At 43.2% G+C, this 19,052-nt stretch carries 13 protein-coding genes; 8 read left to right on the forward strand and 5 right to left on the reverse strand.

The features are described from left to right. Positions 1–251 precede the first annotated feature (251 nt). Complete coding sequence (locus tag FIS9605_RS0111280) at positions 252–3,890, reverse strand: NACHT domain-containing protein (protein WP_026732685.1); 3,639 nt, start codon at positions 3,888–3,890, stop codon at positions 252–254. Positions 3,891–4,130: 240 nt separating this feature from the next. On the opposite strand from FIS9605_RS0111280, the gene FIS9605_RS0111285 reads away from it, so the two are divergent. Continuing rightward, on the forward strand, positions 4,131–4,727 hold the full coding sequence (locus FIS9605_RS0111285) for a glutathione S-transferase family protein (protein WP_026732686.1): 597 nt from the start codon (positions 4,131–4,133) through the stop codon (positions 4,725–4,727). Positions 4,728–4,771: 44 nt separating this feature from the next. Then, positions 4,772–5,671, forward strand: a complete 900-nt coding sequence (locus FIS9605_RS0111290; RefSeq protein ID WP_026732687.1) for a pyridoxamine 5'-phosphate oxidase family protein — start codon at positions 4,772–4,774, stop codon at positions 5,669–5,671. Between the two features lie 47 nt (positions 5,672–5,718). Here the strand turns inward: FIS9605_RS0111290 and FIS9605_RS0111295 are convergent, their stop codons facing one another. Further along, on the reverse strand, positions 5,719–5,937 hold the full coding sequence (locus tag FIS9605_RS0111295) for a hypothetical protein (RefSeq protein WP_026732688.1): 219 nt from the start codon (positions 5,935–5,937) through the stop codon (positions 5,719–5,721). Between the two features lie 345 nt (positions 5,938–6,282). Here FIS9605_RS0111295 and FIS9605_RS0111300 point away from each other — a divergent pair, with 345 nt between their 5' ends. The 3 genes from FIS9605_RS0111300 to FIS9605_RS0111310 are packed head-to-tail and all read left to right on the forward strand — an operon-like array spanning position 6,283 to position 9,008. Then, the gene (locus FIS9605_RS0111300) at positions 6,283–6,786 is read left to right on the forward strand and encodes a hypothetical protein (RefSeq protein ID WP_026732689.1); all 504 of its coding nucleotides are present in this window, start codon (positions 6,283–6,285) and stop codon (positions 6,784–6,786) included. A 9-nt stretch (positions 6,787–6,795) separates the two neighbouring features. Further along, the gene (locus FIS9605_RS0111305; RefSeq protein ID WP_026732690.1) at positions 6,796–7,572 is read left to right on the forward strand and encodes a MinD/ParA family ATP-binding protein; all 777 of its coding nucleotides are present in this window, start codon (positions 6,796–6,798) and stop codon (positions 7,570–7,572) included. A 5-nt stretch (positions 7,573–7,577) separates the two neighbouring features. Then, a complete protein-coding gene (locus tag FIS9605_RS0111310) occupies positions 7,578–9,008 on the forward strand; it encodes an AAA-like domain-containing protein (protein WP_026732691.1) in 1,431 nt (476 codons plus the stop codon). A gap of 296 nt (positions 9,009–9,304) precedes the next feature. On the opposite strand, the gene FIS9605_RS0111315 is transcribed toward FIS9605_RS0111310, so the two are convergent. The 3 genes from FIS9605_RS0111315 to FIS9605_RS36800 all read right to left on the reverse strand — a co-directional run bounded on the left by FIS9605_RS0111315 (position 9,305) and on the right by FIS9605_RS36800 (position 11,909). Beyond that, the gene (locus tag FIS9605_RS0111315; RefSeq protein WP_026732692.1) at positions 9,305–9,541 is read right to left on the reverse strand and encodes a CTB family bacteriocin; all 237 of its coding nucleotides are present in this window, start codon (positions 9,539–9,541) and stop codon (positions 9,305–9,307) included. Between the two features lie 301 nt (positions 9,542–9,842). Beyond that, positions 9,843–10,871, reverse strand: a complete 1,029-nt coding sequence (locus tag FIS9605_RS0111320; RefSeq protein WP_026732693.1) for a zinc-dependent alcohol dehydrogenase — start codon at positions 10,869–10,871, stop codon at positions 9,843–9,845. A 654-nt stretch (positions 10,872–11,525) separates the two neighbouring features. Beyond that, positions 11,526–11,909 carry a ribbon-helix-helix domain-containing protein gene (locus tag FIS9605_RS36800; RefSeq protein ID WP_051470026.1) on the reverse strand — a complete coding sequence of 128 codons (384 nt, stop codon included), beginning with the start codon at positions 11,907–11,909 and terminating at the stop codon, positions 11,526–11,528. 591 nt (positions 11,910–12,500) lie between these two features. Here FIS9605_RS36800 and FIS9605_RS0111330 point away from each other — a divergent pair. From FIS9605_RS0111330 to FIS9605_RS0111340, 3 genes are all read left to right on the forward strand, one after another. Further along, positions 12,501–15,953 (forward strand): PAS domain-containing protein, encoded by a 3,453-nt coding sequence (locus FIS9605_RS0111330; RefSeq protein ID WP_026732694.1) that lies wholly within the window; start codon positions 12,501–12,503, stop codon positions 15,951–15,953. Then, positions 15,950–16,396 (forward strand): response regulator, encoded by a 447-nt coding sequence (locus FIS9605_RS0111335; protein WP_026732695.1) that lies wholly within the window; start codon positions 15,950–15,952, stop codon positions 16,394–16,396. The genes FIS9605_RS0111330 and FIS9605_RS0111335 overlap by 4 nt, the downstream gene beginning before the upstream one ends. 124 nt (positions 16,397–16,520) lie before the next feature. Next, entirely contained in the window at positions 16,521–18,788 is a 2,268-nt protein-coding gene (locus tag FIS9605_RS0111340) for a hybrid sensor histidine kinase/response regulator (RefSeq protein ID WP_026732696.1), read from the forward strand. Positions 18,789–19,052: the final 264 nt, after the last annotated feature.

The following is a 19,052-nucleotide window of genomic DNA, read 5'->3' on the forward strand; positions in this document are numbered from 1 at the left end:
TGCCGCTTAAGTCTTCGGAGCGTTCAGGATTAAGTTACGTGAGGTTGCAGCGATCAAGACCGAGTTGTTCTTTGCACTGAGCGATCGCATAGGGCTTTTGCCTGTTCCCTGCTGTAGTTGCCAGGTAGCGATCGCTTCCAAACTGACTCTGAAAGCAATCGTGTTTAAACTAGGGGACTTGAGACCGACTCTTGAAAACCTCTCTATGCAAGTGTTAGCTCTTTTTGTCCAGGAGAAATTCCAGTTTAAGTCTATCGCTGTTCCACCACCGCACCCAGCGCTTGCAAAGTCAAAATCGTCGCTTCCGTTACTCCTTTCACACCAGTAATATTCATCCCCTCGTAAAGTCTTTTTGCTCTCAACATTCTTATACACTCCCCCGTCTTCACATCCCAAACCCTCACCGTTTGGTCTTGTGAACCACTGGCAACAAATTGCCCATCTGGACTAAAAGCCACAGCAGACACTAAATGAGTATGTCCAACACAGATATGGCGACATTCCCCAGTTTTCCCATCCCAAATTCTCACTGTTTGGTCATGGGAAGCACTAGCAAGAATCTGCCCATCTGGACTGTAAGCTATGGAAAAAACCCAGTTGGTATGTCCTGTGAGAGTTCTCAGACATTTTCCTGTCTGCCAATCCCAAAGTTTAATTGTTTGGTCTGTGCTGCAAGTCGCTAAGGTCTGACGATCTGGGCTAAATATCGCAGCGTAAATCCTGGCATCATGAGCTTCTAAAGTTTGCAGAAGACCAGTTTCACAATTCCACAATCTTACAGTTTGGTCAGCGCTGCTACTAGCGAAAATTTTTCCGTCTGGACTAAAGGCGATCGCAAAAATTTTATCTCGATGACCGGTAAAAGTTTGCAGACATTGCCCGGTGTGCCAGTTCCACAGTTTAATCGTACAATCAGCGCTACCACTAGCAACCATCTCACCTTGGGGGTGAAAAGCCACAGTATAAGCCCAGTCTGTGTGTCCTTGTAACATTTGCAAACATCGCCCTGTGTTCACATTCCACAATCGCACTGTGGCATCGGTGCTAGCACTAGCTAATATATCTCCATTGGGATGAAAAGCCAGCCCGTAAATAAAGTCTGTATGTCCTTGTAAGGTTCCCAGACATTTGTGGGTTTGCCAGTCCCATAGTTTCACAGTTTTATCATTGCTACCACTAGCAATAATTTGCCCATTGGGACTGAATCTAACAGGCAGCGCCCAATCTGTATTACCATACCAAGTTTTTAAACATTGTCCATTGCGATAATCCCATAACCGCATGGTTTGGTCTAAGCTGACACAAGCGATGGTTTGATTATCTGGGCTGAAAGCGACGCAACAGACTTCATTGGTTTGTCTGTGTAGTGTTTTGATACAAGTGTGGGTATGACAATCCCAAAGTTTAACAGTATGGTCGCCACTACCACTAACAAGTATTTCTCCTTGGGGGCTAAAAGCAACTGCATAGACGCTGTTGGTATGTCCTGTGTAAGTTTTTATGCATTTGCCTGTGTGATAATTCCAAAGTTTAATTGTGCGATCGCCACTCCCACTGGCTAAAGTTTGCCCATCTGGACTAAATGCTACTGAACGCACCCAACCTTGATGTTCTGTGAGTGTTTTTAAGCACTTGCCTGTAGCAACATCCCATAACTTAATTGTGCGATCGGCACTACTACTTGCCAAAGTTTTGCCATCCGGACTAAAAGCAACACAACGCACCCAATCTGTATGTCCGGTCAGCGTTTTCAGGCAAATACCATCACGGATATCCCAGAGTTTGACTGTGCGATCGCCACTAGCACTGGCTAAGGTTTGACCATCGGGACTAAATGCTACGGAAAATGTCTCATGATTATGTCCAATCAACGTTTTTATACAAACACCATCAGCGACATTCCAAAGCTTAACTGTGTGGTCTGCACCACAACTTGCAAAAATTTCTCCATCCGGGCTAAACGTCACAAAGCGTACCCAGTTGGTATGACCCTGACAAATCAACAATAATTTTCCTGTTTTCACCTCCCACAGACGGACATTACAGTCGGTGTCGCAGGTTGCTAAAAGCTGACCGTCTGAGCTAAAAGCAGCTGACAAAATATTGCCTAGTGTTTCAGTAAAAACACATGATAATAAATCTGAGCCTGCAAAATTAACATCATGCAAGTTTACATCCTGAAGATAAGCTTGCCAAACAGTTAGATGGGAAAAGTCATAGCCGCTTAAATCAACCTGTGCTTGATGCAGAAGATTAAGTGCATTTCCCCCTGCATACCCCATTTCTTGGGGTGATTTTCCTCGGAGATGCGAGAGAATTTGACTCAAACAACTAGCAATATTTTCAGGACTACCAAGTTGTGCGATCAATTCATTCACAATCGGTTGAAGGATCAGACCAGTTTGAGTTTCTCGCACATAATCCTTGGTTTGCGCTTTCATCAAAGCATAACTTCTAAAAATGGCTATTTTCTGGCTGACTATCTCTTGACTAACTTGCTCAATTAATTGGTTAGTTACATATTCCATCACCACAGGTTGTTGAGTAAAGCTACTGGCGCTTTTTTCAATTAGCGATCGCCTTTGCAAAGAATTGAGCGATTCCAACATTTCACGGGATAAGACATTAGTAACAAAATCTGTTTGCAGATCCCGCAATGAAACTGGTTCGCGGTTGATGGCTAACCAGTACATAATCTCCCGTTCTAAATTTGTGAGACGATCAAACTGTTGATTGAGTAAGTCGCGGATATCGTCGAAGACAAACGCACTTTGCTGAGAAATATCTAAAAACTGCGAAATATTACCATCAAAAAAATCTCCGATTGCAGACGCCACAATCTTGAGAGCCAGAGGATTACCACCATAGCGGGAAATCAAGATTTGCCATTGGGCATCTGTAGCTGTAAACTTTCCTTTGACGTTAAATAATGAGCGTCCTTCATTCTCTGGTAAACCTGTAAGTTGCAGAGAACGTACAGGCAAAAGTTCACCCTCGAATTGAGATAGTCCTTTCGGTTTTTCCCGTGAAGTCAACAGCAGACAACTTTGGTGTGAAGTTTCAGCGATACAGCGAAAAAGTTGACCGTAACCTTCGTATCCAGGACGATAACTACCAGTGCGATCGCCCGCCTGTAAAATTGATTCAGCATTATCCAGAATCAACATACAACGCAACGAACGTAAATATTTTAGTAACAGCGAAATTCTGCCTTCTAAGTTAGCTGGTAAATTTGTTTCCTGCTGTCCGGATAAAAACTGAATCAACTCAGCCAAAATATCTTCAACTGGGGGAGCATTGCGAAGACTCCGCCAAATTACATAATGTAGAGAAGCAACATGTCGCTTCTCTACAACAATTTGTTGCGCCAGCTTGACAGCCAAAGTGGTTTTACCAATTCCACCCATCCCCAGCAGCATCACCAAGCGGCAATTTTCTTGCACAATCCACCGTTGAACTGTGTTTAATTCTTCTGCACGTCCATAAAAAATTGAGACATCAGGCGCTTCGCCCCAGTCTGTGTGAGGAGTGGAGGACGCGGGGACATAGGGACGCGGGGACGCGGAGAATAACTGTTGACTCTGTACAGACGTGCCATGGCACGTCTGTACAACTTTTGACTCCTTCTCTGAAACTTCTTCCCAACTCAGTCCCAAAACTTGGCAGTAGGCTTTAAACGCCTCAGCATTAATTGGGTATTTTCCTGCTAAGAAGCGCTTCCAAGTTCCTTCTGAGATGCCTAAAGCCAGAACTCCTTGTTCTTGCCAACAGACTCCTAAAATTTCACTAGCTGACTGAATCCATCTAAAATCATCGACAGACCACCCTTTTGCAATTCTGGCTTGCTTAATTTTTGCTAGTCCCTGTTGAGAAGCTTTGAGAGTAGCCACTATATTTTCTATGCGTCCTATTTTATACGTATTTTTTATAGGTATAAATATCGCAGAACTCAAACATGATTTGCAATAACATATTAATAAATTTTTGCCTAGATCAGTTTTATTTGTCTTGGCGATCGCAAAACTGATCTGGAGCAAATAAGGTTACATCATCAAAAATTGAAAATATTATTCATATTCATGCAGTGGCTGAATATACTGAGTATATTTTACTAGCAAAGGAAAAATTTCATGATTAAACTTTATGACCTAGAGTTATCAGGAAATTGTCACAAAGTAAGGTTGATGCTTTCCCTGTTACGGCTTCAGTACGAGCAGATAATAGTTGATATTCCAAACAGAGAACATAAATCGCCTCAGTTTCTCAAACTGAATCCTTTAGGACAAATTCCCGTACTGACTGATGAAGATGTAGTTATTCGTGATTCCCAAGCAATCTTAGTTTATCTGGCGCGAAAATATGGAACAGAAGAATGGCTACCTTTAGAACCAGAATCAATGGCTAAGGTAATGCAATGGTTATCCTTTGCTGCTAACGAAATTAATAACAGTGTGTTTATCGCCAGATTGCACTTTCGCTTTCAAATGGATGTGGATTGGGAAGCAGCACAAATTAGAAGTAAGCCAGTTCTTCAGATCATGAACGAACACTTGCAAAATAGAACATGGTTGGAACTTGAACATCCAACAATTGCTGATATTGCTTGCTTTCCCTATATCGGATTAGCACCAGAAGGCAAAGTTGATTTAGAACCTTATCCCAGTGTAATTGCTTGGATTGAGCGGATAAAACAACTACCAAGATATGTAAATATGCCCGGATTGTAAGCAATCCAAAATCCAAAATCTAAAATCTAAAATCCAAAATCCCAATGTCTTTTCATTCTGGAGAAATTGCAGTCCAAACCCAAGCGGGAGTGCGAGAAGAAGCACAACGTTTGTGTAGTCTGATCGGTAATGTCATTAAACCAGCTGCTCAAGAATTTCTCCGCACCCAGCAGTTGGTTATTGCTAGTACAGTAGACACGGAAGGTAGAGTTTGGGCATCCTTGCTCACAGGAAAACCTGGTTTTGTGCAAGTGTTAAACCAGCAGATTTTACAGATTGATGCATTTCTCTTATCAGATGATTTACTGTATCATAACCTGCACAATAATCCACAAATCGGTCTACTTGTAATTGATTTAGTAAACCGTCGGCGTTTACGTCTCAACGGCAAAGCAGAGATTCAGCCAGGAGGTAAGATCAAGGTCAATATTGAGCAAGCTTTTTTTAATTGTCCCAAGTATATTCAAGTGCGTCACTTAGAAACAGGGATGACAGAATCTCTAGAAAACCCTGTAATCTTCACCAGAGAAGCTTTGAATCAGACAGATAAATACTGGATTACCCAAGCCGATACTTTTTTCATTGCTAGTTCCCATCCAGAAGTTGGCGCAGACGCATCTCACAGAGGCGGATATCCAGGGTTTGTGCAAGTTGTGCATAGTAACAAGCTAGTGTTTCCCGATTACGCTGGTAACAATATGTTTCAGACCTTCGGTAACTTGGCTGTGAATGCAGGTGCAGGTTTATTGTTTATTGATTTTGAAGAGGGACATACTCTGCAATTAGTTGGTAAAGCAGAGGTGATTTGGGATGCAGAGCGATTAAGTGATTTTGCTGGAGCGCGGCGTTTAGTTGAGTTTGAGGTAGAGCAAATTTTGGAAACCCGAAATGCTACTCCTTTACGCTGGCGGTTTGGGGAGTATTCACCTGTGAATCCAGAATGAGCATTGAAATTTAGCTGAAAAATTCTCACTTCGTGTTTGCATTTGACTCAACCACCGCCAAATCTCGTCAACAACTCCTCACGGGATAATTCGAGTAACAAGCGACTGTACTCTTGCGGTGGTAACTGTAGCAAAGGCTCAATTACTCGTTGCAATTCCTCATCTAGTGAGCCAAACCGGACGCGCAACAAGTTTTCTACTACTTGGCGTTGCCCTTCTTGTAGTGTAGCTTCCCGCCATTCTAAATAAGCTTGTGATAAGTTCATAATCACCTCTTGGTCATCTTCCGTAAGATTTCCCTGGTTTATTACAGTTATCTGCCAACTCGTAATTAGAACTGTAGTATCTCATGCGTGGGTAGCTTGCTTACAGTGATATCCAGACGCAGTTCAGAAACACAGACTGAAATTATCTAGTCTTAAGCATTGTAGTCAGTCTTTATCGTATATGTTCTATTTTGTCAAGACCAGTTTTTCAGCCTTGATCTACTCCAAACTGATCTTTCGCCAAGTCAGCTGATAGAGCGATCCTAGAAAAGATGGAAGGATGAAAAGATAAATTCCTTCGGTCAGCACGCTCCTACACTGGCTTTAATGACAATGGAGTGGATCATGTCCGAAAATCCTGTTTACATTGGCATCGAAACTACTGCTCACTCGACGATACAGGCAAACGCTAATGCAATTGCCAGTATTCTCGCGTTCAATGGTTTCATGGATGTGGCGAATAATCTGCTTATACCTTTACCCTCTAAGCAACTCCAAAAAAAAATCAGGAGACATAGGGTAAAACAAAAGGCTCAGTCTCAGTCACAAGAGACGAAAAATAGATTACAGGCAGAAATTGCCACACTGAAGCAAGAATTGGCTGCTTTAAAGCAGGAGAAGGCTGAATTGTCAAGCTTGCTCGCTATTACGACTAAGCACAAATCACCAGAGGCACTGTGGCAGAGTGAAGAATTGTTGAGACGCCAAATGCAGGAGATGCAGATTGAGATCGATTTAAATCAAGTAGCACGCCAGGTAGCTGAGATTACTAAGACTGATTATTTTCAGCAGTTACAAATAGAAGTTGAACACCTCCGGAATTCAGAAGTTGCTGACGATAGTTGTTAGAGGTGTCTTATGTCTAAAATTATTGCTATTCATTCTTTTCGGGGCGGGACTGGTAAATCTAACTTAACAGCAAATTTAGCAGTGGCGATCGCTCAAAAGGGAAACCGAGTTGCTGTAGTGGATACTGATCTTAAGTCTCCTGGTATTCATGCCCTATTTAGTACTGATGAAAGTATCACAAGCAATACCTTAAATGACTATTTATGGAATCGCAGTTCAATTAGTGACACAGCCTGCGATGTCAGTTCTCATTTAGGAATAGAGGGTAAGGGCAGAGTTTTCCTGACTCCTTATAGTATAAATGCTGATGAAATCGCCAGGATTGAGTACGAAGGATACAACGTTAGTCTACTTAATAGTGGATTTCGGCGCTTGATCGAAGAATTGGAGATAGACTACTTATTCATCGATACTCACCCTGGTCTTAGTCGAGAAACTTTATTATCTATCGCTATTTCTGACCAGTTAATTGTGATTTTGCGCCCAGATCGCCAAGACTTTCAGGGAACGGCAGTTACAGTTGATGTTGCCCGTCAGCTCAAAGTCCGCAACATGATGCTGGTCATCAACAAGACACCAATCAAGATGGACTTTTCAGCACTACAAAAAAAAGTAGAGAAAACTTATAAAATTCCAGTAGCAGGTATCTTGCCATTGTCGGAAGATATGGTGCAGCTGGGCAGCTGTGGACTGTTTTGCTTGCAATATCCAGACCATCCTTTGTCTGAGATGCTCAAACAGGTCGCGGAAAAAGCAATTATGGAAACTTGCCTAGTAATTAAGTAAGAAAAATGACAGATAGTAGTGGAGAACAAATTATACCTTTTGAACTAGCCTTGAAACTGGCGGATACGGCCGTTTTCGCCAAGACCTCTAGACATTTAAGAAATATTGAAGTTGCTGTTTTGCGGGGAGCTTGGTTAGGTCAGAAATATGACCAAATTGCGTTAGAAAGTGGTTACACTCCTGAATACATCAAGCATGATGTCGGGCCAAAACTGTGGCAGACCCTTTCATTTAGTCTGGGAGAAAAAGTCAGTAAAACTAATTTAATGGCAGTTTTAGCGCAGCGAGCAAGTCAGGAGGAAGACACGGGGAGACGGGGACGCGGGGACGCGGGGAACTTCTGTGCGTCTTCTTTAGAATTAGAGCCACCAGTTGGACTAGTACCACTAGACTCTACTTTTTATGTAGAACGCCCTCCCGCAGAGTCACGCTGTTATGAAGAGATTATTAGACCAGGGGCGCTAATTCGCATCAAAGCGCCCAGTCAAATGGGTAAGACTTCTCTGATGGTCAGAATTCTAACCCATGCCAAAAAACAGAATTTTGATGTAGGGGATGATCTGGAAGTACACACCGTTGCACTCAGTTTACAGCAAGCAGATCGAGCAGTTTTCACTGACTTGGACAAGTTCTTGCGCTGGTTCTGTGCATCCATTACTCGCAAGCTGCACCTGTCACACCGAGTAGAGGATTATTGGAGTGAAACCTTTGGCAGCAAGAGCAACTGTACCGCTTACTTTGAAGATTGTTTGCTACCAGATATTAATGGTGTTTTAGTTTTAGCTTTGGATCAAGTTGATGAGGTGTTTTTACACCCAGAAATTGCTGATGATTTCTTTACGTTGTTGCGATCGTGGTACGAAGAAGCAGCTTATGGAGATAGCGGCAATCCTCTCTGGCAAAATCTGCGCCTGATTATCGTCCATTCTACAGAAGTCTATATTCCTTTGGATATTAATAAGTCTCCTTTTAATGTAGGACTGGCAATTGAATTACAGGCATTTACAACCAAACAGGTGCTTGATTTGCAACAGCGTTATGGATTGCACCTATTGGAGAGTGAAATATCTGAGTTAATGCAACTTGTTGCAGGACATCCTTATTTAGTGCAACAAGCTCTCTATCACCTAGCACAGCACGATCTAACTTTCAATCAGTTAGTACAAATGGCTGCAACAGATGCGGGCATTTATAGCAATCATCTGCATCGGCATTTACGTAATCTCCAAGAACACCCTCAATTAGCAGCAGCATACGAGCAGGTACTGAAGTCATCAAAACCTGTAGAGTTAGAACAACTTTTAGCATTTAAGTTACACAGTATGGGACTTGTTACTCTGCAAGGAAATCAGGTCATGCTCAGTTGTGAGTTATATAGACGGTACTTTAGTGACATCTTGCGGCAAGACACTACGCGTTTACAGCTAGATGTATAGGACAATACAGTTCAGTTAGCAGAACTTGATTATTGAAGATCCCCCCTAGCTCCTTAAAAAGGGGCTAGGGGGGATCGCAACGTTAACTGAATCGTATTGGGATCTAAGAGTTTGAAAATAGACCTTAGGAACTCTGCCTAAGAACATTAGACTTCTTGCAAAAGTAAATTTCATGCTGTTAGGGAATTTGATTAGTGGTTAATAAAAAAATGTTGATTACTAACAACTAACTACCCAAATTCAAGATGGTTTACTTTTGCAAGCGGTCTATTTAGTCTATTTAGTAATAACCCTTATTAATAACCCTTGCCGTAGTCGTTGCGATTATCGTTGTTGTTAACGTTGTTGTTAACGTTGACGTTGTAGTTTTCGTTGCGGTTGTAGTTGTCGTTGCGGTTGTAGTTGTCGTTGAAGTTGTAGTTGTCGTTATAGCCAAGGTAGTAACCAGGGTATAAATGCATACCACCTGCCACAACGTCTAATTCCTGCTCAGACAACTCGATCGCTTCGTTGATGTTAATGTTTTCTGACATAATTTTGTCCTTTCTTTGTGAGATTTTTGAGTTTGATCAAGCGGAGGTTGATTACCCGTTGAATTTATTTTTTAGGGCGACCTCTGCTTTGTTCCATTTGGAACTGTATTCATCGTAGGTTTCCCACAAAGAATCGACCTCTGAAAAAGGTCTTAAATGTAGCATCAACGAATTATATACGTCGCATCAACGAATTATATACACTGCCTCTGACTTTCGTTGACTCATAAGCGTCAATATCAGGGTCGCTGAAAATGTGCGATCGCAACTTCCCAGTATGTAGCTCCATGCTTCGTCAACGCTACGGAATCATCGCCACTTTAATTACCTTACGTGATCGCATGTCACAAAACACTGCCTCCAAATCTTTTAACGGGCGGTGTTCGCTGATTAATAGTTCAAACGGAATCTTGCGACTAGCAATCAGTGCTAGGGCTGCTCTCACAAACTCAGGAGTGTTGTGAAATACTCCTTTCAGGGTAAGTTCGCTGTAGTGGAGTTGTTCTGTGTTGACGGTAATTGTTGTATCTCGCGGACAACCACCGAATAAGTTGACAGTAGCACCGGGACGGGCGCAAGCAATAGCAGTTTCCCAGACGCTAGGTAAGCCAGTAGCTTCAATCACCACATCTGCACCCCACCCATCTGTAAATTCTTTGGCTACAGTGGGTATATCTGGTAGTTGACGGTAATTAAATGTCTGTGCTGCACCGAGTTTTTTACCAATTGTTAGCCTGTCGTCATTACCACCAAACAGCAATACTTCTGCCCCCATATCAAAAGCCAACTTGGCCACAAACATCAGTCCGATTGCTCCATCTCCCAAGACTATTACCCTATTTCCAGCTTTGACATTGGCACGGGCTACCCCATGCAGCACACAAGCCAAAGGTTCTGTGATTGCTGCTAATTCATAGGATAAATCTTCTGGAATTGGCAATAAATTATGCTGGACAATCGGCGCGGGGATTTTTAAATATTCGGCAAAAGTACCATTATTCCAAGTCAAATTTGGACAGAGCGAGTATTCTTGGCGTTGACAAAAAAAGCAATTCATGCATGGCGCGGAATTATTAGCAACCACGCGATCGCCAACTTGCCAACCCGTAACACCTTCACCTACAGCTACTATGCATCCAGCGGCTTCATGACCAAAAAGAGTTGGAGGTTTGAGCATCTTGGCATGACCACCGCGACGCCACACTTTCAAATCTGTACCACACGTTGTTGCTACTCCCACCTGGATCACTACTTCTCCTTTTCTAGGAGTGGGGTCAGCAACTTTTTCTAGACGTAAATTTTCTTTCCCGTAAAGTAAGGCTGCCAGCACAGCTTATAACCCATTAATTAGCGCCACCTGATTGTATCAAGGAATTACTAAATTAAACTAAACACCCTAGTCTTTAGAATGATTGCTCGGAAACAGGTAGGCGATCGCAGCCCAACCAGAAAATGTTAATAGACTCACTAAAAATGCGGTCAAGAAAATAACAGACATATCTGAGAGCAGAATTCAGTTTAATTTCTTGAGATGCCAGAAAACCATGAGCAAGGACACTTTCAAGCTATCAACTGAATATGACGTAGTTATGAATGTGTTATGTCAATTGCTTGTATTTCATTAGCCAGATACCTGCAAACACACTCACCTGTGTTGGGCGACGTGGAAGCCTGGTTTTTAAAAGATAATGGAGGAAACGGCACGTCACCCGGTAATGGATAATTGTCAATGGGTAATTGGGAAAATTAGAACAAGTTCTTACCTATTACCGGACGGCGCTTCTTAGTTGCTACCTGCGGGCAACTAAGAAGCGCCTCGACAACCCCCCGATCAAATATGGGGCGAATCTCCCTAACTTCATTCGGGAGTGTCCCCTCAATGCCAACTAATGCAACGCCAGCATTATTGGCCGATAATTCCTTGATGGTACAAGCCCCTGATTTATCTGTGGAATCAATCCAAAATCTAAAATCGGATCGTCCACTAAAATCCAGAATTAAAAGTTTGTTGCCAAATCATTTTTTGTTCTTCCTCAGGGATACCCAAAGTAGACGTAATGATAGCAAAATCCCCTGGAGTGGGCAGCACTTCCCTTCTAGCGAGTGCTTGCAAGTTCATTACCCCAGAACGCTTAAGTTTTTTCATATTGGCTAGAACCAAATCGGCAATTGTTGTCTGATTTGCCTGTCCGGGGTTTAAGGGGCTGGAAGTTGTTCTTTGAGCCAGCCACTCATAGATTATCTCTTTTAGTACTTCGCTTTGGGACAATCCCTCACGAGCACAGATACTTTTGAACTCTTGCGCCATCTCTACAGGAACATAGCCGCCGATCTGCTTGTAATCATCAGAACGCTTTTTGTCGGTCATTTCGTGGACTGTCATATCATGTTTATCTTCATTTGCTTAAATGAGAAAAGTAGCGGTGTGATATTGAACTGCCAAGATTGGAGAGACCATACCAACTAAAGTATTGTTTATTGATCGCAGTATTGACTAGCGAAAATCGTGATTTTGAGAATGAACTTAGTTATGACTGAAATGTAAACAGAGTAGGTGGATGATTAAGCCAGGGGTCACTCCCTGATATCCTGTCCGTTTGAACACTTATCATATCTGTGAAGGTCGGTAATCGGTAATAGTGAGTCAGCGCGCTGCGTGCGTCTACACCAGTCGCTCATGGGGGCAGAACCTCGCCGTCGAGCAAGACTCGGGGCTTGTTTAGCAGGGAAAGCAACACACGATACAAGCAATATGAATCACCCTGGTTTTTTGTTTAGCTTTTTAACAAAATTCTAAAAAAACTTATGTGAAAAACTAGTTTTACAGAAATCATTCAGTATTTTAAAAAATGATGAAGTAATGGTGCATTTAGTTTGCAAATATTAAGCAACCTGAAGTTGGCCGATTTTGGGTTTTACTATTTTGAAGCTGGAAGATTGAATTGCTTCATTAACTTTAATGAAAGCTCTACCTATTAATCAAGAAAGTGCAAGACTAACAGCCCTCCGTCATTATCAAATTCTTGATACTGAACCCGAAGAAGCTTTTGATAATCTTGCCCAGTTAGCAGCCCTTATTTGTGGAACGCCAATTGCCTGTATCAATTTCATCGATGAAAACCGTCAGTGGTTGAAGGCAAAAGTTGGTTGGGATGTCACAGAATTACCGCGTGATGTCGGGATGTGTCCCGCTTGCCTTCAGCAAGATGATGTTTTAATTATTAGCGATACTTTAGCAGATGAGGTATGGGCGAAAAACCCGGTAATCGCAGACCCTTACTATGTGCGATTTTATGCAGGCATACCCCTATTTACACCCGAGGGATACGCGATCGCCACTCTTTGTGTGATGGATAGTCAACCCCGACAACTAAATTCACAACAGGTAGCGGCCTTGCAGAAACTAGGTCGGCAAGTAACGATCCAACTGCAAATTAGGCAAGCACAACAATACCAATCTAGCGGTAGAGCATTACCTATGACTGGGACACTCAGGGACACTACCCACTGTCAACGAGCAGAGGAACAACAGGCGATCGCCAAAGCAAGACTGCGCCACTTACTGACCGTTAGCCCAGTTGTGATGTATTCTTGCCAGCCAGATGGAGATTTTGCCACTACCTTTATCAGTGACAATATTACTTCTTTGCTGGGCTATGAAAGCCGTGACTTTCTTGAAGATTCTCAATTTTGGACTAACCATATCCATCCAGAAGATGCTCCCCGTGCCTTAGCTGAACTCGCTACCTTATTTGAACAGGAACACCTTACCTGTGAATATCGCTTTCAGCACCAAGATGGTAGTTATCGCTGGGTTCGAGATGAATTAACGTTAGTCCGAGATGCATCGGGTCAGCCTTTAGAAATAGTCGGTTCTTGGATTGATATTAGCGATCGCAAGCGTGCAGAAGAGAAACTAGCTCAAAGCGAAAATCTGCGGCGCACTATAGTTGAGTCAGAACCAGAGTGTGTGAAATTGCTTGCCGCAGACGGTACGCTGCTGGAGATGAATCCTGCGGGACTGGCGATGATTGAAGCTGATTCCCCAAGCCAAGTTCTTGGTAACTCAGTTTACCCGATGATCGCCCAAGAGCATCGTCAAGCTTTCCAAGAACTCACAGAGAGTGTTTTTCAAGGTAAATCGGGAAGGCTGGAGTTTGAAATCGTTGGTCTCAAAGGCACTCGTCGCTGGCTAGAAACTCACTGTGTTCCTCTGCGCAGTGCTAAGCAAGAAATTATTGCCCTGCTTTCGGTTACTCGTGACATTAGCGATCGCAAGCGTGCAGAAGCAGCACTGCGCGAGAACGAACAACGGCTGAAACTAGCATTGCAGGCTTCTAAACTTGGTTCTTGGCAGTTCGATTTGCAAACAGGGGAGTTGTCTGCATCCAACCAGTGTAAAGCGAATTTTTGTCGAAACCCCGAAACAGAGTTTTCCTATGAACTGCTGTTTGAATGTATTCATCCTGACGATCGCGCCTACGTACGAGAGTCTGTCAGGCAAGCTTTGGAGCAAAAAATTGATTATGAGGCTGAGTACCGCAATATCTGGCCCGACCGCAGCGTACATTGGGTGTTGGCACGGGGTAGCGCCATCTATGATACTGATGGTACACCAACTCGCATGATTGGTGTGACCTTGGACATTACTGAGCGCAAACGAGCAGAAGAAGCCTTAAGAGCGAGTGAGGAAAGATTAAAGTTAGTAATAGATGCAACTAATGATGCTATTTGGGATTGGGATCTTGTTCAGAATAAATGCTTTTGGTCAAAACGGTTTTACCAATTCTTGGGTTTGTCACCCACAGAAGAAAAAAATTACTTTTATGAATCCCTTTATCCACTGGTACACCCCGAAGACCGAGAGCAATTTACGGAGTTACTCTACCAACATTTAGAACTCAACCAACCATATAAAATGGAACTGCGATTGCGCCGAGCCGATCGCACCTACAATTGGTTTTTCATTCGGGGCAAAGCAGTTCGAGATCCCAATGGTCGTCCGCTACGGATAGTGGGAGCGCTGAGTGATATCTCCGAACGCAAGCAAGCAGAAGAAGAATTAAGACAGCAAAACCAGCGATCGCAACTTTTGGCTGAAGTTGCTCTGAAAATTCGCCAGTCCTTGCAAACTGAAGAAATTCTCCAAACCACAGTTACGGAAATTCAAAAACTGCTGCAAACTGACCGAGTTATCATCTTTCGATTTGGGAGTGATGGTTTGGGAACAGTGGTACAAGAGGCAGTGGTACCTGGTTGTAGCTCGATTCTAGGACAAAAACTGTTTGACCCCTGCTTTCACCAAAATTATCAAGAAGCTTATCGTCAGGGGAGAATGAATATAATTCCTGATATTAGGTCAGAAAACGTTCATTCTTGCCATCGAGAATTTCTAGAAAATCTTGGTGTCAAAGCTCATATACTAGCACCGATTATCTTTAGAGATACACTTTGGGGCTTGCTCATCACCCATCAGTGTGTTCGTCCCAGAACTTGGAGTAGCTGGGAAATCGAGTTAGTGCAACAATTGGCAAACCAAATTGGTATTGCCCTATCCAAAGCTCAATTATTAGAACAAGAAACCCGGCAAAGAGAAGAACTTGCTCGTTCCAACGCCGAATTAGAACAGTTTGCCTATGTTGCTTCTCACGATTTGCAAGAACCATTGCGGATGGTAACTAGTTATTTGCAACTGCTGGAGAGAAAATACAAAAGCCAACTGGATGCCAAAGCCGATGATTTCATTGCCTATGCTGTAGATGGTGCTCGCCGGATGCAAGTCTTGATCAATGACTTGTTAAGCTTTTCTCGCGTCAGCACCCGCGGTCAACCCTTTAAGCTTGTAAACTGCAATACTGTTTTGCAACAGGCGATCGCCAATCTCAAAATTGCGATCGCCGAAAGTGGTGCAGTTATCACCCACGATCAACCTCTACCCGAAGTCATGGCTGACGCTACCCAGTTAGTGCAGGTGTTCCAGAACCTAATTAGTAACGCCATCAAATTCCGCAGCGAACTGACACCGCAAATTCATATTGGGGTAGCCAGGAGAGATGAAGGAGTAGGGGGAGTAAGGGGAGTAGGGGAAGTAAGAGGAGAAAATACTTCTCTATGTTCCCCCACTCTCCCCCTCTCCCCCTCTCCCTTGTCTTCCTATTCCCCTACAGAAAACGAATGGCTCTTCTGGGTGCGCGATAATGGAATTGGCATTGAGCCGCAGTATCGCGATCGCATTTTCATCATCTTTCAGCGTTTACACGCCCGGGGCAAGTATCCCGGTACTGGTATTGGCTTGGCAATTTGTAAGAAAATTGTCGAACGCCACGGCGGACGCATCTGGGTGGAGTCGGAAATCGGTAAAGGAACAACCTTCTACTTCACAATTCCGGATAGGATAGATACGCCATCATGAATATTTCAGCAGATTTTATGCCTATTGAGGTTTTGTTAGTAGAAGACAACCCCGGCGATGTAGAGTTAACCAAAATAGCTCTGGAAGATAGCAAAATTTCTGTTAACTTGAACGTAGTTGAGGATGGCGTAGAGGCGATTGCATTCTTGCGTAGAGAGGGAAAATATGCTAATATAATGCACCCTGATATTGTGCTGCTCGATTTGAATCTGCCCAAAAAAGACGGGAGGGAAGTACTGGCAGAAATCAAAGCAGATGAAAAACTCAGGCGAATTCCTGTGGTTGTGCTGACGACTTCTCAAGCTGAAGAAGATGTTCTTAGAGCCTATAATCTCTCTGCTAACTGCTATATTAACAAGCCCGTTGACTTCGATCAGTTCGTTAAAATAGTACAATCCATAGAAAGTTTTTGGTTTACGATTGTCAAGCTGCCACCGGAATAAATAAGGGTAAGGGGGCAAGGGTAAGGGGAAAAGGAATTTAGAAGCCTTTAACCTTTAACCTTTAACCTTTTCCCTCATACAAAGCACTGCTCCCTGCCTATTGACTTTTGACTTTTAACTAAAAATGGCAGAACAACCTATCAAAGTTTTGTTGATAGAAGATAACCCTGGTGATATCTGTCTGTTGCAGGAATTTTTATCGGATGTCACCTCCGCACAGTTTCAATTAATTACCGTTGAGTGTCTGGATCAAGCGTTTGAATTTCTCAAGCAAGACAGCTTTGATGTGATTTTATTAGACCTCTCTTTGCCAGACAGCCAAGGGTTGGAAACTTTTATTAACATGCATCACCAAGCACAAGCTATTCCCATCATCGTGCTGACAGGCTTGGACGATGAAAATTTGGCTATTCGAGCCATGCAGGAGGGAGCGCAGGATTACTTGGTTAAAGGGCAAGTAAATGGTGACTTGCTAGTGCGTTGCATGCGCTACGCAATTGAGCGACAACGGGTAGAAGAAGCATTACGCCAAAGCGAGGAGAGATTTCGAGTAGCACTCAAAAACTCTCCCATTGTTGTTTTTAACCAAGACAAAGAGTTACGGTATACCTGGGTTTATAACTCCTCTCCAGGCTTTATTAGTGAAGAAATTTTGGGTAAACGGGACTCAGATTTCATTGCCGCTAGCGATGCCCAACTGCTTTTGGATATCAAACAACGCGTCATCGCCACTGGAATAGGAACACGAGAAGAAGTATCGATTCATACTGCCCAAGGTACGCGATATTATGATTTGACAGTGGAGCCATTGCGGAATGAAGCACAAGAGGTAGTGGGCATCACCTGCGCCAGTATTGATATTAGCGATCGCAAACTTGCCGAAGAAAAAATCCGCGAACAAGCTGCATTATTGGATGTAACTACAGACGCAATTTTTGTGCAAGATTTAGATAATCGCATTATATTCTGGAACAAAGGCGCAGAAAATCTCTACGGTTGGCGTCCCCAAGAAGCTTACGGCAAAAAAGTAATCGAACTTTTATATATTGATGAACCTCCGCCGGAGGTAGAAACGGCACTTTTGACAGTTATTAGTAAAGGTCAATGGCAGGGCGAGTTAACAAGAGTAACTAAAAGTGGCAGAGAAGTTTTGGTTGCCAGCCGTTGGGCTTTAGTCTGCAAAGAAGACGGTACGCCGACATCTATTCTTACTGTTGATACCGACATTACCGAGAAAAAACAGCTAGAAACGCAATTATTTCGCGCTCAACGCCTAGAAAGTATTGGCACTTTAGCAAGCGGTATTGCCCACGACCTTAACAATATCCTGACTCCGATTCTAGCTGTAGCGCAACTGCTGCCACTCAAATTCCCCGATATTTACTCGTCGGAACATCAACATCTACTGGAAATACTCGAAGACAGTGCCAAACGGGGAGCAGATCTCGTCAAGCAGGTTTTGTCATTCGCACGGGGAGTGGAAGGCAAGCGCATAACTTTACAAGTCAGGCACTTGATCCGAGAAGTTGTCAAGATTGTCAGAGAGACTTTCCCCAAATCCATTGAAGTCTCTATGGATGTACCGAAAAACTTATGGACAGTTTATGGAGATAGTACGCAACTGCACCAGGTGCTGATGAATCTTTGCGTTAATGCCCGTGATGCCATGCCTGATGGCGGCACTTTGACTATTTCTGCCGAAAATCTGTTGATTGATCAAAATTATGCTCGCATGAACTTGGAAGCCAAAGTCGGGCCGTACACAGTCATTACGATCGCAGATACTGGAGTTGGTATACCCCCAGAAATTTTAGAGAGAATTTTTGAGCCATTCTTCACCACAAAAGAAGCAGGCAAAGGCACGGGGCTGGGGCTTTCTACAGTGATTGGCATTGTCAAAAGCCACGGTGGTTTTATCAATGTGTACAGTGAGATAGAACGCGGCACTAGCTTTAAAGTATACTTGCCAGCAGTGCAGGGAACAGAAACAGAACCCACACAACAATTAGAACCGCTGGCAGGCAAGGGAGAATTGATTTTGGTTGTGGATGATGAACCTGCCATTCAAGAAATTACCAGGGCATCATTAGAGACTCATAACTACAACACACTGATTGCTAGTGATGGCATTGAAGCGATCGCCCTATACGCCCAAAACCGAAATAAAATCAGTGCTGTACTGATGGATATGATGCTCCCGTCGCTAGATGGTTTAACTGCTATCCGTACCTTGCAAAAAATCAACCCAGAAGTCAAAATTATTGCCACTAGCGGACTCATGTCTAGCAGTAAACTCACAGAAGCATCCGCTGTTGGCATCAAAACATTTTTGTCAAAACCTTACACCGTCAAAGAATTATTGCTGACTTTACAGAAAGTTCTTAGTAGTTAGTGGTTGGTGGTTGGTGGTTAGTAGGGGCGGGTTTGAATAGATATCTCGTCTTTGGAAGCTCAAAAGTTTGATAGCTAAACCCGCCCGTACAGTGGTTGGTGGTTGGTTATTTCCAATGCCCAATGACCAATGACGATCCCCACACAATTAAACTCTTCCTAAAGAGGATTTTGGAAGACTATTGTCGGTTGGTGTATCCTAAAGACTCATACCATTTTGGATTTTAGATTTTAGATTTTGGATTGGGAATTACTGTCTCTGTCG

The sequence above is a fragment of the Fischerella sp. PCC 9605 genome (assembly GCF_000517105.1).
In the GTDB taxonomy this organism is placed as follows: domain Bacteria; phylum Cyanobacteriota; class Cyanobacteriia; order Cyanobacteriales; family Nostocaceae; genus PCC9605.

Coding starts and splice junctions, on each gene's coding strand:
- FIS9605_RS0111310 (WP_026732691.1), top strand. CDS start 7,578: ATGACAGATAGTAGTGGAGAACAAATTATACCTTTTGAACTAGCCTTG.
- FIS9605_RS0111290 (WP_026732687.1), top strand. CDS start 4,772: ATGTCTTTTCATTCTGGAGAAATTGCAGTCCAAACCCAAGCGGGAGTG.
- FIS9605_RS0111300 (WP_026732689.1), top strand. CDS start 6,283: ATGTCCGAAAATCCTGTTTACATTGGCATCGAAACTACTGCTCACTCG.
- FIS9605_RS0111295 (WP_026732688.1), bottom strand. CDS start 5,937: ATGAACTTATCACAAGCTTATTTAGAATGGCGGGAAGCTACACTACAA.
- FIS9605_RS36800 (WP_051470026.1), bottom strand. CDS start 11,909: ATGACCGACAAAAAGCGTTCTGATGATTACAAGCAGATCGGCGGCTAT.
- FIS9605_RS0111340 (WP_026732696.1), top strand. CDS start 16,521: ATGGCAGAACAACCTATCAAAGTTTTGTTGATAGAAGATAACCCTGGT.
- FIS9605_RS0111315 (WP_026732692.1), bottom strand. CDS start 9,541: ATGTCAGAAAACATTAACATCAACGAAGCGATCGAGTTGTCTGAGCAG.
- FIS9605_RS0111335 (WP_026732695.1), top strand. CDS start 15,950: ATGAATATTTCAGCAGATTTTATGCCTATTGAGGTTTTGTTAGTAGAA.
- FIS9605_RS0111330 (WP_026732694.1), top strand. CDS start 12,501: ATGAAAGCTCTACCTATTAATCAAGAAAGTGCAAGACTAACAGCCCTC.
- FIS9605_RS0111285 (WP_026732686.1), top strand. CDS start 4,131: ATGATTAAACTTTATGACCTAGAGTTATCAGGAAATTGTCACAAAGTA.
- FIS9605_RS0111305 (WP_026732690.1), top strand. CDS start 6,796: ATGTCTAAAATTATTGCTATTCATTCTTTTCGGGGCGGGACTGGTAAA.